This is a genomic window from Algoriphagus kandeliae, from assembly GCF_004571135.1.
In the GTDB taxonomy this organism is placed as follows: Bacteria; Bacteroidota; Bacteroidia; order Cytophagales; family Cyclobacteriaceae; genus Algoriphagus; species Algoriphagus kandeliae.
The window spans coordinates 598,018-614,859 of sequence record NZ_SPSB01000004.1 but is presented as its reverse complement, the minus strand read 5'-3'; the positions used below and the strand labels follow the sequence as shown (position 1 = coordinate 614,859).

The 16,842-nt window shown below is 42.8% G+C and carries 16 protein-coding genes; 7 read left to right on the top strand and 9 right to left on the bottom strand.

The features are described from left to right. The first annotated feature begins 67 nt into the window (after positions 1–67). Entirely contained in the window at positions 68–766 is a 699-nt protein-coding gene (locus E4S40_RS15080) for an SDR family oxidoreductase (RefSeq protein ID WP_135075968.1), read from the top strand. A gap of 115 nt (positions 767–881) precedes the next feature. Here the strand turns inward: E4S40_RS15080 and E4S40_RS15075 are convergent, their stop codons facing one another. Beyond that, on the bottom strand, positions 882–1,259 hold the full coding sequence (locus tag E4S40_RS15075; protein ID WP_135075965.1) for a four helix bundle protein: 378 nt from the start codon (positions 1,257–1,259) through the stop codon (positions 882–884). Between the two features lie 276 nt (positions 1,260–1,535). Here E4S40_RS15075 and gldA point away from each other — a divergent pair, with 276 nt between their 5' ends. The 4 genes from gldA to dnaN all read left to right on the top strand — a co-directional run bounded on the left by gldA (position 1,536) and on the right by dnaN (position 6,179). Beyond that, entirely contained in the window at positions 1,536–2,441 is a 906-nt protein-coding gene (gene gldA, locus E4S40_RS15070) for a gliding motility-associated ABC transporter ATP-binding subunit GldA (protein ID WP_135075962.1), read from the top strand. Continuing rightward, the gene (gldF, locus tag E4S40_RS15065) at positions 2,438–3,157 is read left to right on the top strand and encodes a gliding motility-associated ABC transporter permease subunit GldF (protein WP_135075960.1); all 720 of its coding nucleotides are present in this window, start codon (positions 2,438–2,440) and stop codon (positions 3,155–3,157) included. Before gldA ends, gldF begins: the two co-directional genes overlap by 4 nt. Beyond that, positions 3,154–4,830 (top strand): gliding motility-associated ABC transporter substrate-binding protein GldG, encoded by a 1,677-nt coding sequence (gldG, locus tag E4S40_RS15060; protein WP_135075957.1) that lies wholly within the window; start codon positions 3,154–3,156, stop codon positions 4,828–4,830. Before gldF ends, gldG begins: the two co-directional genes overlap by 4 nt. A 224-nt stretch (positions 4,831–5,054) precedes the next feature. After that, positions 5,055–6,179 (top strand): DNA polymerase III subunit beta, encoded by a 1,125-nt coding sequence (dnaN, locus tag E4S40_RS15055; RefSeq protein ID WP_135075954.1) that lies wholly within the window; start codon positions 5,055–5,057, stop codon positions 6,177–6,179. 109 nt (positions 6,180–6,288) lie between these two features. Here the strand turns inward: dnaN and E4S40_RS15050 are convergent, their stop codons facing one another. The 4 genes from E4S40_RS15050 to E4S40_RS15035 form a co-directional block, all read right to left on the bottom strand. Further along, positions 6,289–6,561 (bottom strand): VF530 family protein, encoded by a 273-nt coding sequence (locus tag E4S40_RS15050; RefSeq protein WP_135076495.1) that lies wholly within the window; start codon positions 6,559–6,561, stop codon positions 6,289–6,291. 128 nt (positions 6,562–6,689) lie between these two features. Next, positions 6,690–8,102, bottom strand: coding sequence for a S1C family serine protease (locus tag E4S40_RS15045; protein ID WP_135075951.1), 1,413 nt, complete (start codon positions 8,100–8,102; stop codon positions 6,690–6,692). Between the two features lie 63 nt (positions 8,103–8,165). Beyond that, entirely contained in the window at positions 8,166–8,699 is a 534-nt protein-coding gene (locus E4S40_RS15040) for a hypothetical protein (protein ID WP_135075948.1), read from the bottom strand. A 28-nt stretch (positions 8,700–8,727) separates the two neighbouring features. Continuing rightward, positions 8,728–9,228 carry an RNA polymerase sigma factor gene (locus E4S40_RS15035; RefSeq protein ID WP_135075945.1) on the bottom strand — a complete coding sequence of 167 codons (501 nt, stop codon included), beginning with the start codon at positions 9,226–9,228 and terminating at the stop codon, positions 8,728–8,730. Between the two features lie 141 nt (positions 9,229–9,369). Between E4S40_RS15035 and E4S40_RS15030 the strand changes: the two genes are divergently transcribed. Together E4S40_RS15030 and E4S40_RS15025 are read left to right on the top strand one after the other, a co-directional pair. Next, on the top strand, positions 9,370–9,972 hold the full coding sequence (locus E4S40_RS15030; RefSeq protein WP_135075942.1) for a DUF7010 family protein: 603 nt from the start codon (positions 9,370–9,372) through the stop codon (positions 9,970–9,972). A gap of 212 nt (positions 9,973–10,184) precedes the next feature. Beyond that, positions 10,185–11,183, top strand: a complete 999-nt coding sequence (locus E4S40_RS15025; protein WP_135075939.1) for a PD40 domain-containing protein — start codon at positions 10,185–10,187, stop codon at positions 11,181–11,183. 164 nt (positions 11,184–11,347) lie between these two features. Here the strand turns inward: E4S40_RS15025 and E4S40_RS15020 are convergent, their stop codons facing one another. From E4S40_RS15020 to E4S40_RS15005, 4 genes are all read right to left on the bottom strand, one after another. After that, complete coding sequence (locus tag E4S40_RS15020; protein WP_161971812.1) at positions 11,348–13,150, bottom strand: serine hydrolase; 1,803 nt, start codon at positions 13,148–13,150, stop codon at positions 11,348–11,350. Between the two features lie 84 nt (positions 13,151–13,234). Further along, positions 13,235–14,179, bottom strand: coding sequence for a sugar phosphate isomerase/epimerase family protein (locus E4S40_RS15015; RefSeq protein ID WP_135075932.1), 945 nt, complete (start codon positions 14,177–14,179; stop codon positions 13,235–13,237). Positions 14,180–14,631: 452 nt separating this feature from the next. After that, a complete protein-coding gene (locus E4S40_RS15010; protein ID WP_135075929.1) occupies positions 14,632–14,931 on the bottom strand; it encodes a GIY-YIG nuclease family protein in 300 nt (99 codons plus the stop codon). A 281-nt stretch (positions 14,932–15,212) separates the two neighbouring features. Then, on the bottom strand, positions 15,213–16,727 hold the full coding sequence (locus E4S40_RS15005; RefSeq protein ID WP_135075926.1) for a Gfo/Idh/MocA family protein: 1,515 nt from the start codon (positions 16,725–16,727) through the stop codon (positions 15,213–15,215). Positions 16,728–16,842 lie beyond the last annotated feature (115 nt).

Genomic DNA, 16,842 nt, shown 5'->3' with positions numbered 1-16,842 from the left:
TTTGAAATTTGAGAATTATTCGAACCAAAAGGGCTAAATCTGTTTTTTAAAACAAAAAGTAATAATCATGGAAATAAAAGATAAAGTAGCAGTTGTAACAGGAGTCAGTAAAGGAATTGGATTGGAAGTAGTCAAAATTCTTTTGGAAAAGGGTGCGATTGTCGCTGGTTGGGGGAGAAATAAACCAGAACTAACGCATTCCAATTTTCACTTTTTCACCTGTGATGTAGCAAAAGAAGAATCGGTCGAAGAAGCTTTTCAAGCCACAAAAGCCAAGCTTGGAGATGATATCAGAATCTTAATTAATAATGCAGGTTTTGGTGTTGCTGGTCCAACCGAGACTTTTTCTTCAGAAGATTGGAAAGCCATGTTTGACACCAATGTTCATGGGATTTTTTACACAACCAAACGCCTGATTCCGACTATGAAAGCTGCTGATGAGGGACATATCATCAATGTGGCTTCGATTGCGGGGTTGAATGGAGTGAATCAGTTTGCTGGGTACGTAGGAACCAAGCATGCGGTAAGAGGAATCTCCCATTCTTTGTATATGGAACTTCGGGATTATGGAATCAAGGTTTCCACGATTTACCCGGGTTCGGTACAAACACATTTCTTTGATGAAATTCCGGGTATTGAAGCCAATGAAAATATGATGAGACCGGAGGATGTGGCGACGACTATTGTACAAACTCTTGAAACCCATCCAAACTATTTCGTGGCTGATGTGGAGTGTAGACCATTGAGGCCTAGAGGGAAGAAGTAGGTTTGTCAGTAGGCAGTTTGCAGTATTCAGTTTGCAGTATTCAGTAGACAGTAGTCAGTATGCAGTAGTCAGTATGCGGTTGGCAGTTTGCAGTTTGCGGTGGATTATCGTGTTTCTATTTTTTATTTCGAGGTGAACTGAATTTGCCTGGATTTGAAATCATGAATCCAATTAGTTTACCGACCTCTTTTGCATTTTGATCGAGTTCATTATAGAGATCTTCAGAAATATATCCACATTCCAGAGCAAATTTGAGCCAAATCTGAGTTTCAGAATTTTCCATATCTGCATCCGATAACTTTGAAATGAAGTGAGAGGGGTATCTCCTTTTTCGATACCCCTCTCCTATATTCACACAAACTGATCGACTAGATCTTCTAATTTGATCGATCAAAGCGAACTTTTCTTCTGAACGAAAAGATTTTGTGACTTCAAAAATTTTCATAGCGAGTTTAAAACCTTTCTGATAGGCCAAAAGATCCTGAAAATCCATTTTGATAATTACAAGAGTACGTTTTAACTAAAATACTAGAACATTCAGGCTTTTGGAATTATTTAAAATCAAATTTTAATTTTTATCAACTGGCATACTCCAACTGATAAACTTTGCCCACTGCCCACTGCCCACTGCCCACTGAAATCTGCCTACTGAAATCTGCCCCCCGAATCCTTGCCATTCCCCGCTCATTCCCTATTTTTGCCTTAGACCTTTCGACCGGGTTTTTACCCTTGCCATGCGGGTGAACTCCCGGTCGGTCTTTTGTAGCCTATGTCTTTAGAAGTCTCTCAACTGTGTAAAAATTTTGGTTCTCAAAAAGCGCTGGATGGGGTGACTTTTTCTGCAAAGCCCGGTCGTATTTTAGGGTTTTTAGGTCCCAATGGAGCGGGAAAATCTACGACTATGAAAATCATCACGGGCTATTTGCAGGCAGATTCCGGAGAAGTACAAATCCATGGCATTGATGCCCTGGCTCATCCTAAACAGGTAAGCCCTCTAATCGGCTACCTTCCTGAGAAAAATCCGCTTTATGCTGACATGTTTGTGAAGGAGTTTTTATCCTTTGCGGGAGGCTTGTATGGACTTTCAGGAAAAATGCTGAAAAGCCGTATGGAGGAAATGCTTGAAAAAACAGGCCTAACGACAGAACAGCACAAAAAAATCGGTCAACTTTCCAAAGGATATCAACAGCGGGTTGGACTTGCCAAGGCATTGATTCATGACCCCAAAGTTTTGATTTTGGATGAGCCTACGACAGGTTTGGACCCGAATCAATTGGCGGATATTCGTGGCTTGATACGTGAAATCGCTAAGGATAAAACCTTGATTCTTTCCACCCATATTATGCAAGAGGTGGAGGCGATTTGTCAGGATGTTGTTTTGATTTCCAAAGGTCAAATTAAGGCTGCGGACTCCTTGGCTAATTTCCAGCAGCAAGGAAGCGGAGATCAATTGATCGTCGAAACGGAAGAACCTTTGGAACTTTCTTGGTTTGAAGCTTTTCCAAGCGCCTCCTTCGGTCCGAAGGGTGAAATGCAAGTAATTATTAAAGCGGAAAATATCACGGAAGCCCGAAAGGCTATTTTGGGAATTATTCAGGAAAAAGAATTGAACCTGATTTCCCTAAGTCAGGAAAAGAAAAGTCTAGAGGAACTTTTTAGACAATACACCAAATGAAAAGTCTGATCATCAAAGAAATCAATGCTTTTTTGGGTAGCCTGTTAGGCTATCTGATCCTAGCCTTGTTTTTGGTAGCAATCGGATTGATCGTCTGGGTGTTTCCCCAAAGCAGTGTCTTGGATTATGGTTACGCTGATTTGGAGCCACTTTTTACCTACACCCCCTTTGTTTTCACCTTCTTGATTCCGGCTCTTTCCATGAGAGCTATTGCAGAAGAAAGGCGAAATCATACCTGGGAATTGCTCCGAACTTCTCCATTGAATTTGGTGCAAATTGTCTTTGCCAAGTATCTCGCACTTCTCATTCTAGTTTTCATCGCAGTTTTGCCTACCCTTTTGTATTTCTACAGCGTGTATGAATTGGGTGATCCGGTAGGGAATTTAGATCAGGCTGGCTTTTTTGGAAGTTGGATAGGCTTATTGCTCTTAGGAGCGGTATTTGGAGCCGTTGGAATTTTTTCCTCTGCTTTGACCTCCCAACAGGTAGTAGCCTTTGTATTGGGCGTATTCTTCTGCTTTGTGCTTTATTTTGGATTTTCGGCAGCTTCAGATTTGGGTTTGGGAACTTGGGCCTATTGGATTGAAGAGTTGAGTTTGAGTTTTCATTACATCAATCTGAGCAGGGGCGTGATTGACTCCTCAGATATCTTTTTCTATTTGGGGATGATTTGGTTGTTTTTAGGAGGAGCTGTATTGGTCTTGCGGAATAAATGAGCAGAAAAAAACAACATATCGTCCGAAATATTGGGGTTTTGCTTGTTGTCTTGCTCATCTTTTTGGCCTTTGGAGCTTTTTTGCGTTTTCGAATCGATTTGACCGAGGATAGACGCTATTCGCTTCATCCGGCCACAGAGGAAGTCTTGGAGGAGGTTCAAGAACCTATTCATGTTGAAATTTTACTCGTAGGAGATGACTTGCCTGCTGGAATGCGAAGACTGCAACGATCTATTGAAGAAACCGTCCGAACCTTTGATGCTTTTTCTAATCAAAAAATCAGTTTCTCCTATCTGGATCCTCTCAGTTTGCCGGAGGAAGATCAGGAAGAATTTATTCTTCAATTAAACGATTATGGGATCAATCCAACGAGTTTGATGGTCAATCAAACTGGTGGGCAGCAAACCAAATTGATTTTTCCGGGAATTCTTGTTTACAATGAGGAATTTGAAACCGGGGCACTCATTCTGAAAGGGGAAATGGGAATGGGGCAGGAGGAGATCCTAAATCAGTCCATTGAAAATTTGGAATTTGAACTGAGTAATGCCATCCGAAAATTAAGCAATCCAGGCTCCGGAGCGATTGCCATGGTTATGGGGCATGGGGAGATGAAAGAGGATGATGGCTATGGTTTGGTAGAAGCACTTGATGGTGATTTTGAGCTGTTCAAAGTCCCCTTGGAGCAGGCTAGAACAGTTGAAGATTTGGTCAATTTTGAATTGATTTTTATTCAAGGCCCACAAGAAAGTTTTACAGAGCGAGAAGTCTACCTTCTTGATCAGTATGTGATGCATGGAGGGAAATTGGTGGTTTTGACCGATGGGGTTTTGGTGGATGTGACGCAGGCCGGTGGGGAAGGAACCTTGGCATTTCCTTTTGAAAATGGGCTTGAAAATCTCTTGTTCAAATATGGAATTCGGGTCAATAAAGATCTGATTCAGGATTTGAATTTTGGGTATTTTCCAGTTATGGGAGGTAATTTCGGAAATCAGGAGCAATTGGTTCCGTTGCCTTGGCCTTTTTACGTACAGGCCTCCCGAATGCAGGATCATCCAATTACCAAAGGTTTGGATGTGGTCAATTTCCGGTTTGTAAGTAGTTTGGATACAGTGATGGCACAAGGGATCCAGAAAACCCCGCTTCTTTTTTCCTCAGATTTTACAAGGATTTTACCAGCCCCCGCTCGGGTAGCCTTTCGGGATATGGAAATGGAACCGAATGTGGCTGATTTCCCTTTACGCAATCTTCCCTTAGCTTATTTGTTGGAAGGGGAATTTACATCCCTTTACAAAAACAGATTTTTGCCAGAGGGTTTTGACCAGGCCGATTTCAAAGAAAGTGGAGAAGGGAAAGTAGTGGTCATCGGAGATGGGGAGGTCTTCCAAAGTCAGGTAGATTTCCAATCCGGAGCACCTTTAAATCTGGGTGAAGATCCTTTTAATCAAATGGTTTTTGCGAATCGTATTTTTCTAAGAAATCTGGTTCAGTATCTACAGAACCCTGATGGAATCATTGCTAGTAGGACTCGGACTTTTCAAATTCGTCCCCTTAACCGCGTGAAAATTGTAGAGCAAAAGAGTTTTTGGCAGATTCTGAATGTAGGATTGCCGGTCGCTTTGCTTTTGCTTTTGGGAACTGGAGTTTCTTTCTGGAGAAAGAAAAAATATTCCTAGAAAATCTCCTTGGAAAAGAACTCAAAAAACAGGAATTTATTTGGTGATGGAGGCTTTTCGTCCCCTGTTAAATCGATTTTATTTATAAATTTACCCCCATTCCATAAAGTAATCTTTAAATAAGCCCTATGGTATGAAATCGAGCATGTTGAAGAAAGTCACAAGGAAGGATTGCTGTCAACCATGCGAGATTTTACATGACCTTGTATAAAACTTATAAGCATATGAAATTTATTGTTTCTTCTTCTGCGCTTTTGAAGCAGCTTTCGGCAATCAACGGTGTCGTCACTACCAATCCGGTAGTACCTATTCTTGAGAATTTTCTATTTGAAATTAAGGATTCGATGTTGACAATCACGGCTTCGGATCTCCAAACTTCCATGATTACTGAAATCCACGTTGAGGCCAAAGAAGATGGAAATATTGCGGTACCAGCTCGGATTTTAATCGATACCTTGAAAAACTTGCCTGAGCAGCCGGTGACTTTTAGCATAGATCATGATACCTATGCCGTGGAAATCAGCTCTGACAATGGTCGCTATCGCTTGGCGGGAGAGAATGCAACGGACTTCCCCAAAATCCCTACTGTCAACAATCCAACGACGGTGGACATGTCTACAGAGGTGCTTTCAAGTGCGATTTCCAATACCATTTTTGCAACAAGTTCTGATGAACTTCGCCCAGCGATGACCGGGGTTTACATCAACTTGAGTGATACCAATACAACTTTCGTTGCTACGGATGGTCATCGGTTGGTTCGTTACCGAAGAGTGGATGTAGCTTCTTCCAGCCCAGCTAGCTTGATTATCCCAAGAAAAGCCTTGAACCTGCTGAAGTCTACTCTTCCTTCAGAGAATATTTCTGTGACTGTGGAGTTCAATCAGTCCAATGCTTATTTCAAGTTTGGTCAAATCAAAATGATCTGTCGTTTGATCGACGAGCGATTCCCGGATTATGAAAACGTAATCCCTGCTGACAATCCAAACATCATGACCATCGATCGTCAGGACTTGTTGAGTTCACTTCGTCGTATTGCGATCTATGCTAACAAGACGACGCATCAGGTACGATTAAAATTGACCGGGTCTGAATTGATGATCTCTGCAGAGGATTTGGATTTCTCCAATGAAGCAAATGAAAGATTGTCTTGCGAGCATGATGGAGAGGATATAGAGATCGGGTTCAATGCTAAGTTTTTGGTAGAAATGCTTGGTAACTTGAATTCCAAGGAAGTGAGCTTGAAGTTCTCAGCACCGAATAGAGCAGGCTTGATTTTGCCAGCAGAGCAGGATGAAAATGAAGATATCTTGATGCTCGTGATGCCGGTGATGTTGAATAACTATGTATAATCTTACACAACCATAAACCACCAAAGCCCGGATCATTGATTCGGGCTTTTTTGTTGATTGAGTAATAACCCTCTAAGGGATTTTAAACCCTTGGAGGGTTAGTCAAAGGTTACTTTGTATCCTGTAGCATCTTTAGATACAAGCCTTCTACCCGCTCTCTGGCCCAAGGGGTTTTTCTGAGAAATTTTAGGCAGGACTTGATTGACGGATCATGGGTGAAGCACCGGATAGTAATCCGCTCTCCTAGTTCTTCCCAGCCATAATGAGCGACCAATTGCTCCAAGATGGTGTCGAGGCGAAGGCCGTGAAGAGGATTGTTAGGTTGATGCTCCAAGGGGAAGGGATTATATTTACTGGGTATAAATAGATAGTTAAAAGTCATTGTCAAATGGTTATTAGTCATAGCATTTGATGTTTGTTTTCCTAATTCTCCTCCGATAACTATCGGAGCTGGGTTTTTCTATTAGGGAGTAGGTTCTGCTATCGGAAAAGCCACCAAATCATCAGAAATCAATCTTTACTATCCGCAGCTTTAGATTCAGACTCCACCTGAAAATACCCGATTACTCCACTCATGCACTCCAAAAGCACATTTTTGCCTTTGTTCTTATCCAGTATTTTTTGGAGATCGTCTAGAGTATGAACTTCCTCTTCGTTGGCTTTTATGATCAATTCTCCCAGCGGCCATTCCATTTCATCTGCTTGAGTTCCTTGGTGAATATGGGTGACCACAAGCATGGGCTTTTCCTCGTCTAGAATTTTCAGCATTTCGATCTGTGCATAGGGGTCCACTTCTTGAATGGCTTGAATAATCTCAAAACTCAACGGTTGAATAACCATCCCAAAGACTTCCAAATATTTCCTCTCGCTTAAAATCGGATTTGAGATAATTCCCAATTCAGGATTAGGCATGGCCTTGGCTTTGGTGCGTTGAACTTTTCCTTCCCTCAAATAGCCGATCTCCACTTCCTCTCCTATGGGTACGAGCTTCATGACATCAAAAATATTCTTGTGTCGATAAAGCCCCTCCTTCCCAATCACAATTCCATGTCGATCAAATTCCACCTGATTGATGGAAAGAATAACATCACGAGGCTGAATTTTAGCAGCTTCTAAAAAGCCTTTTTTTAAGACTTTGGAAACTATCACACCTTTTGCACGGCTCTGCTTCAAAAAAGGGTTAAAGTTTTCTGCGTTCTTCTGCAATTTCCCCCCAAGCCCAGCGAAATGGGGTTCATTCAATAAGAGCAGGTTTTTGATGATAATTTTGATAAAACTTGCTGGAGTGATAAATCCAATATTTTCGGCATCTACAATTACGGCTGTGTTGAGTCCCACCACTTCGCCATTTTTGTTGATGCTTGGTCCTCCGGAATTGCCGGGATTGATGGCAGCATTGGTTACAAATCGTTCGGTGGTAAATTCCGAACCGGAAATAAAATTCGTGATTTCCCCACCCGTCATATTGGGTTCTATCATGCCTAAAGGATATCCAATTGCTTTAATCGCTTCTCCACGGGGAGGATTTGCCCCTTTTTGAAGGGTTAGGTATTCAATGGGTTGGATAGCCATTTTTTTGAATCGAGCAAGCTCCTCTTTTGTCAGTTTGATAAGGGCTACGTCAGGCTCGAGTTGTTTCACCATTCCAACAACTTCTGTTTCGAACCTCTCCTCACTTGTCAACATGGAGCTGATTTCGATTTTCACGGCATTTCTCACCACATGGGCATTGGTCACGATGTAGCCTTCGAGATTTTTGTGTTTTACGAAAAAGCCCGAACCGGACCAGATACCAGGGATTTTGATGGATGGATTTAAAACGGACTGTATGTCTTCTTCCAGATAGCCTTCGACATGGATTTGGACAACCCCGCTCATCATTCGGCGGGCGATCTCGTTTAAACTTTGTTTGGTAGTAGTCATCAACTCAGGGAGTAGCCGCTAGCTTTAATATAGGAAGGTTTTTTCTGAATACCTGCTTCAATCCTATTCTTCCCCGATTTTTGAAAGTTGCTCGATTAAATCCCGCTCTTTGCGATAGCTTTTTCGAATCACCCAAATAAATCCAAACCAGAAACCTATCCCGGTAACAAGGCAATACACGAAGAAAATGGAAGAAAGGTGGGGTTGAATGGAAATCAAAAAGAAGCTTAGCCCGACTCCATAGGTCAGATAAATAATGGGTGTCCACACAAACTGAATTCGCTTGCGGTTTTGATAATATCGATGGACTTTTTCCACAAAAACAGCCGTAGCCTGATGAGGTTGGAGATGCCGTAGTTGAAGGCGGCTTAACAACTCCAAGAATACCCGAACTCCAAGGGATCCAAGCATCAGTGAAAGTCCTGTGATCAATATCCAATCTCCAAATTGGCCAATTTCATAAAAGAAGAACGCTAAGAAAAACAACGTGGTCGATAAGATTCCTATGGTCCAATATTGGTCTTTTTTCAGCTTTTTGAGAGCTGACTTGGCCAAACTCAGTACTTGGTCTGCCTGCAAGATGGGTGACTTTTTCACTTGCGAATTGTAAATCGACTGTAGGAGTTCAAGAGGTTCCATGGCTGATGCAGGGATAAAGTTGTTTTTTGATTCGATGAATTTTGACGCGAAGATTTTCCGGACTCAGGCCTAGCGTTTCTTCAATAGTTGCGTAAGGAATTCCCTCCAAAACCATCAAAATAAGCATTCGATTTTGAGGACTGAGCCGATCAATGCAGGCATACATGCGTTGGATTTGATCCTCCTTTTCAGGATCGTATTCAGACTGAGGTTGGATCGCCAATTCCGCCGACTTCTGGGCTTCTTTCTTTTCTTTTTTCAACTGAAGCAAGCAGGTATTCACGGCAATTCGGTAAATCCAGGTTTGCCAATTCGCATCTTCCCGGAATTGCTTTCTGTGAATCCAGGCTTTGACGAAGGTTTCCTGCAGGGCGTCCTCAGCCAAGGCACTGTCCTGCCTGAAGTAGCCCAAGCAGAGCCGGAAGACCGCATCCTTGGTTTCCTCAAATCGGTTTTTGAATAGTTTTTCTTCTTCGCTGCTGCTCAAGGCTTTTTTCGATGACTACTTATTAGAGTTTGCTTTTTGGGTATTGTTACAAAATCGGGAATATTTTTTTGGAGTAGAGAAAAATTGAAAGAATGCTGTAACAATTTGTGGGAAGTCAGCTCTAAATCAAAAACACAAAAAATGAAAACGACTACAACTACCATGAACGCGCACCAATTAGAATTGCTCGATGCATGGAGAACCGAACTTAGTATACGTTGTAAAAATGGCATCAACTTTATTTTTGCTGCAGCCTTGATTTGGGCAGGGATTGCGGTGATCTGGAATCTTGAGTTGAGCTTGTACAATCAAAGTATTCTCACTTTTTCTATCTCCGGACTGATGTTGCCACTGGCTTGGATTTTTGGAAAAATCATGAAAACGGTTTGGAATGTGGAAGGGAATCCCCTAAATAAAGTGGGTTTGATTTTCAACCTGGCTCAACTCTTTTATTTCCCTTTTCTCTTTATCCTTTTGGGAAATAAGCCTGAATACTTTGCCTTGGGTTATGCCATCATCACCGGAGCCCATTTCTTTCCCTATGCCTGGTATTACAAGACCAATTGGTTTGGGATTTTTGCAGGGCTAATCCCTTTTGGTTCGTGGATGCTGTCAATATTCTTCCCAGAAATGATCGGGCTGATCCCTGCTTTTGTTTCGGGCTGTTTGGGGATTTTGGGGCTGGGATTGGTGAGGGATTATCGATTAAAAATCCTGCAAGGCAATCAGGCAGCAATCCTTTGAGGTTTCTAAAACCTCGAAGGATTTATTTTTTCTCAGTTCTGAATATGCTTTATCCAAGAAAAATTTGCGTAAAAAATGATTAATTTTCTAGGTTTTCAGGTAGTTGTAAAAATAATTTCCTTATCTTTTAGTTATTAATTTCTAATTTTTCCGACCTACGGATCATCAGGAGCAAATTATAATAATGGTTTAAAAATGATAACCGGATTAAGATGAAAAAGTCAATAATTCTATTTGTTTTCTTTGTTGGTCTTCTCTCCTGTAACCAAAACAAATACCCTGTCGGCATTTTCCCGGAAGAGGCGACCAATTTGTCAGTAATCAATTCTCCATTTGACGATGTTAATTCGGATGTACCCACAATTAATCATGGGTTTAAACTTGTTTTTTCATCCAATCGAATTAATTCTCAACCCAATCATTTTAATTTAGTAGAATCCAACTTGGTTTTTTATTGGGATAAGTCAGAGGGATTCTTAAGAGTAGATCGAGGTAATACCCTTTTTGATACCTGGTTGAGAGATTGGGTCAGAAAAACGGAAACGAATTTCAATGAAAAAGGGCCATATACCTTCTTTGATTCGGAAGCTGGAGATATTTTGCTCTTTAGCCGGGACGATGCCGAGGGTGTTTATTCCATTCTTTCCGAACCCCGAGAAGCTAACTCACAGGAAATCGAAGGTGCTGAGGCTTCTTTGAGACTAATGGAAAATGGATCGAGTGTAATGTACCCCTCCTTTTATGGAGCCGATTATTTGAAAGGTGCTGGAGTAGAAAGCCAAGGCCGACCTGAAAAAATGCTTTTTAGCTCGGATCGGGATGGGACTTTTGATATCTATGAGGTGGATTTGCCAGCAAGCGGATCGGTGTTGGAATACCTCCAAAGTGCCGAAGAAAAGGATATCCAAAAAATCGGGATGAATACCACCTCCAATGACCACATGCCTTTTGTCTACGGGGACTTGCTGGTCTTTTCCTCTGACCGTCCTGGAGGATATGGAGGCTACGATTTGTATTACTCGTTTCGCAGTGGAGGTGGCTGGACCGAGCCGGAAAACTTCGGCCCCAAGATCAATTCCGAATTCGATGAATACAGACCTGTGGTCTCGAACGCTATGGGGTTTGAAAATCAATTGATGATCTTCTCCTCCAACCGTCCCGGTGGATTGGGTGGATTCGATTTGTATTTTGTGGGAATACCGAAGTTTTAGCCTTGATTCCAAAATCAAACCTTCGAGGTCTGTAAAAGACCTCAAAGGTTGTGGGAATATCCTTTGAGGTTTCTAAAACCTCGATGGATTTGAATTAGCAACATAAACCTTCGAGGAGATTTCTCAATCGTTCCTCTTTCGAAATGACACCTCAAAGGTTGGGTTTACTGCTTCCTCTCCCCTCTGAAAGTCCCATTCGGCTGGATAAAGCTTACCGCGATGATTTCCCCGTCTTTTTCCTCAAACTTCACTTTAAATCCCTCCAGCACCTTTAGGTTAAATTCATGTTCCCCGATATTGACCAGTTCGTACTCAGGCTGACCGGGCACAAAGGCATAGAGCTTTTCCTCCTTAATGTAAATCTTCACTTCCTGCACTCCCATCAGCATATACGCTCCCTCATACTTTTTCAAGTCATCCATTGAAAGCTCATTTTCCTTAGGAGTCCGCTTGAATTCGATCGGGTCGAGGGCAGGCTCCAAGGCGGCTTTTAGTCCGGAAATATCTCCTGTCATATTGCTGACAAACTGAAAAATAAAGGGATTGTCTCGATTGGGTTCGCCCTGATAAATCAGATACATATTGAAGGTATCGTAATCTTTGTGTTCCAAGAATCCACCCAATAGGCCCGTCTGCACAAAGAGCGTATCATTCTTCAGGTCAATCTCCATTTTACCATAGCCGGGATGTTCGTAAGTGCCAGAGTAGTCCATCAGAATGTGGGAAGGCTTGGTCAGGCTAACTTTTGCGGTAGAGTCGGCAGCTGCTTTGGCTTTGGCTTGTGCTTCTTTTGCTTCTTCCAGTCTCTTGACTGTCTCGCCTAGCCAGTCTGCCGGGTCTAGTTCAAGCATATAATCTGAGATTATATTTCTTGCCACCCCAGGTAGCGGTGAACCGTTTTGATTGGTCAAAATCATGATTCCCAAACTGTCTGTTGGGAAAAATGATGCTGAAGCCGAAAAGCCGTCGATATTTCCTCCATGCTCCACCCGATAGTGTCCCCTATAGGAAGCCAAAAACCAGCCATAGCCATAGTTGGAAAACTGTACATCGGGATGTTCTTTGGAAGGGGTGCCAGCCGACACGACCATATGCGCACTCATGGCTTCTTTTACATAGTCTTCGGGGATGATTTGCTCACCTTTGAATTTTCCTCCATTGATCCAAGTGATCAGCCAGTTGGACATCTCAGATACACTAGAATTGATCGCTCCTGCCGGACCCATGGCTGCGATGTTGTAGTAGTCCATTTTTTTGGTCTTGCCTTCCAAATCAACAGAGTAGCCAAAAGATTTATCAGCATCCTTTTCCATGTCGGGAATGCGGAAATTGCTTCGGGTCATGCCCAATTTGTCAAAAAAGAGTTCTTGTACATTTTGCTCCCAACTTTTGCCGGTAAGTCGCGCTCCGATTTCTCCCTGGAGGAAAAACATCCAGTTGTTGTAGTACCACTGCTGTCGCAATCCGGTGAAAGGTTCCTGAAATTCGATGCGTTTGATCAGTTCAGTCTTAGACTCGGAGGGAAACATAAACCAAGAAAAGTCATGCCTCGGCAATCCCGTCCGGTGTGCCATCAGGTCTTTTACAATGATTTGTTCATTCATCCAAGGCTTGGCAAAGCGGAGTTCGGGGATATATTTCCCTGGCCGCTCATCGAAGTCGATTTTCTCCTCTTTGCGCAGCACCCCTAAGACTGCGGAAGTAAAGGCCTTGGAGGAAGAGCCGATGGCAAAAAGCGTGTTTTCTGTCACCGGAACCTGATTTTCCACATCCTTATAGCCAAATCCTTTGGCATAGACGATTTTATCCTTTTGGACGATAGCGACCGCAAAACCGGGAGTATTTAGGGCTACTCGTGCTTTTTCGAGTTCGGTATCCAAAGTTTGGAAAACATCTCCCTTCTTTTGGGATAATGCAGAACTGCTAAAAATCAGTATGAGGGTGAGGGGTAGTAAAAATCTTTTCATCAGAATTTTTTTTAAACTATTTAAAGATAGCATTTACCTCTATCCTTAAAAAAAGTAAAGCTCCCAATTTGGGAGCTTTAGACTTTATGCATTTTCCAAAGTCCGTCGTACCTGATCCAGATTGACTCGGACTTCTTCGATGGTTTCCCATTCTCGGCCCCGCTCTCCATGCTCGATGCCTACATAGCCGTGATAGTTATGTGCTAGGACGAGTTTCATCATGCGCTCGTAGTCCAGGCCAAATTCACGGCCTTGGTCATCCCATACCCTCGGTTTCAGGCTCACTCCTTTAGCATAGGGCATCAGTTCGTCTACGCCACGGTAGGAGTCATAGCTTAGTATCTCATCTCCGTCTCGCTTCATGACGAAGTTGCCGAAATCAGGTAGCGTACCTGCGCGGGGATGAGCAGTTTGTTTGATGAGTTCGGCTAGCCATTTTCCATTGGAAGAAAATCCACCATGGTTTTCAATGATCACGTTGATGTCAAAATCATCTGCAAATTCGCAGATTCTTCGTAGAGTCGAGCTACATACATCGATGGCTTCCTGTTCAGCGGATGGATCTTGACTGAATGGAACGGCGGTGTAGGCATTGATCCTTATAGAGTGACATCCTAGAAATTTAGCGGCTTCCACCCATTTCTTGTGATTTTCTACTGTTTGTCGGCGCTCTTCCGGCGTGGCCGCGCCCAACTGACCTTCCCGATCCACCATAATTAGTACGTTGGTGACGCCTTCCCCCTCTGCACGGGTTTTCATTTCTTGGAGATAAGCCTTGTCTTGGGCTTTATCCATGAAAAACTGATTGACGTATTCAACTGCCTCGAAATTGTGTTTTTTGGCTTCGATAGCAAAGTCCAGATTGTCCATTTTACCACCAAAGAGTAGGGGATTGACAGACCATTGTGCCAAAGAGATTTTAAAAATTGGGTCTGCTTTGGTTTTGGATAAGGCAAATTCTGGAATTCCCAGCCCAAGCGCAGCGGCGGCAAGGCCGGAGGTTTTTAGAAAGTTTCTTCTGTTCGTCATAGGTGGTTAGATTATGGGTTAATGATTATTGATTTAAAAGAGTAACCTAAGTTAATGAATTTGAGGGAGATTGTTTTTGGGTGTTAATCATAAGTAACCGTCACTGCGAGCCTGTCTACCGGCAAGGTAGGGAGGAACGACGAAGCAGTCTCAAAGGGGAAATGGTTGTTAAAAAAGAATTCTTCGGGCCATTTAGGAAAAAGAATAACTTTTGGTTTTTTTCTGGCCCTCGCAATGACGTATGGATCGTCACAGTGATGTTGACCGTCACTGCGAGCGAAGCGAAGCCCGCCTCCCGGATGGCAGGCAGTATCAAAAAAGGGAAGTACAATTTGTGAGATTGCTTCGGGCATCAAAAGAAGCAGGGAAGCTTCAGGGTATTTAGGTTTTTGCCCTCGCAATGACGTGTGGATCGTCACTGCGAGGAGGAACGACGAAGCAGCCTCACTAAATTACCATTCTCTAATTTCATCCCACAAATCTTTCCATTCGGGATTTATGATATTAATTAAGCTTTCTTTCTTTTTTCGATTTCCCCCTTTGATTTGTTTTTCACGATTTATGGCTTCTTCAACGGAATGAAAGGATTCATAGAAAACGAGCTTTGTAATTTTATATTTAGAAGTAAAAGAATTTTTATTTAGACCTGTTTTATGCTCGTGTACACGTCTTAGTAAATCACTTGTGACGCCAGTATATAAAACGGTATGGTTGGAATTAGTCTTGATATATACTGCTCCACCCTTTTCCATCAATTAAAATTTTGTTAAATCAAATATAATTAATAGCCCAATGAAATTGGAATAAGGAATAGACGATTGACCTCTGAGATTGCTTCGGGCCATCTAGGAAAAGAATAGCTTTTAGCTTTCGGTTGCGGCCCTCGCAATGACGTAAGGACCGTCACTGCGAGCGGAACGAAGCAGTCTCAAGGAAGAGAAGAGCAAATTATGAGATTGCTTCGGGCATTAAAGAAAACTGGGCTGCTTAAGGGTTTTTAGGTTTATTCCCTCGCAATGACGTAGCTACCGATTTAGATCTCCCATCCGCTTCGATACTCCCTTGTAAGCAACTGATTCGCTTCTTCATCGTTTGTGATCTTCACAAGATTGGCATCAAAGTGGACTTTTTTACCAGCACGCAAAGCAATAGCGCCGAGATTAATCGTATCGGTAATGCATTGGGCTCGAGTAAAGCTGCCAGGTGTTTGTCGATTCTCCAGCATAGCATCCACCCATTGATCGGTTTTGCGATCTACTTCTCGGGAATTGATCCGTTCAGAATCTCGGCCTGCCATCATCTTACTTTCCGGTAAAAGCACAGGGTTTTCACCTCGGAAACCACCTAAAATTTTCCCTTTGGTTCCCACAATCATCAATCCCTCTTCAGGAGTATCCTTTCCATCCATTTCCAGTTCTTCAGGAGCAAAAGGTTTCATGCCCCCATCATACCAGAAAAGGTCAAAAGCTGGTAATTTTTCCTGCTCAGGGAATTTCCATTTGATCATACAACTGGCGGGGAAGGCCACGTCATTTTTTACCCACTGATAGACCTGATTAACTTCCTCTCGGGTCGTGGTTCCAAAGGCTTTTGCAGAAATAGGACTTCGATGGATGCCCAAGGTTTCAAAGAGTGGGAACAAACTGTAATGTCCCATATCAGCCACGCTGCCTCCTCCGAATTCATACCAGCCTCGGAAAACATTATGCGTGTAGTTTTTATGATAGGGCATATCCGGAACCGGGCCGAGCCAAAGTTCCCAATTCAATCCATCTGGGATAGGCTGAGATTCCGCAGGTCTTTTGGTCCACTGCTGCCAAACAGGTCGATAAGACCAATTGTGGATTTCTTTCAATTCCCCTATCAATCCCGCATCAATCCAAGCTTTGATCTGCCGGTATTCGGGCCGATCCGACCAAGCTAAAAGATGAGTAACCAAGCCAGAATCTTTGGCTTTTTGGATGACTTTTCTCCCTTCAACCAATCGATTTGCAATGGGTTTGTGGGTTACCACATGCATTTTAGAATCCATGGCCGCCAAAGCGATTGGCGCATGGGTATGATCTGGCGTCATGATTTTGACTACGTCGATTCCACTTTCTTTGGCGAAAAGTTCTCGATAGTCTTCGTAGCTCGCACAGCCTTTGTAGCCACCTGAAGGACTGTTTTTGGCATAGAATTTTTCAACATATTCTTTGCCAATATCCCTGCCTCCAGGAATTCCGGGTTTGCCTTCCCACCAGGAATCGTCTCCGATGGTTCTTCGAATATCATTTCGAATTCCATAAGGAGACCAGTCGATGTAATCTGTTGAGAATTTATTTACATCGCAGACTGCAACTACACGGACTTTGGGGTTGTTGAGAAGTCCGCTCATTTCGCGGAGGCCTTGGGTACCGCAACCGATATTGGCAACTGTCAATTGATCGGATGGAGGGATTTTGCCTAATCCCGCGATTACATTTGAAGGGACAATGGTGAATGAGGCGGCAAAAGTAGCAGCGGAGGCCAGAAAATCCCGGCGGTTCAAGTGGTTGGATTTAGACATGATCTAGGTTTTTTGGGTTTGAAATGGAATTTAAGAATTTCAGTCAAAAAAGGAGAGCCTTTGATCAAAGTCCTCATTCCATATTTTTTGATATTGGTAAGCTTCTCTTATAGAA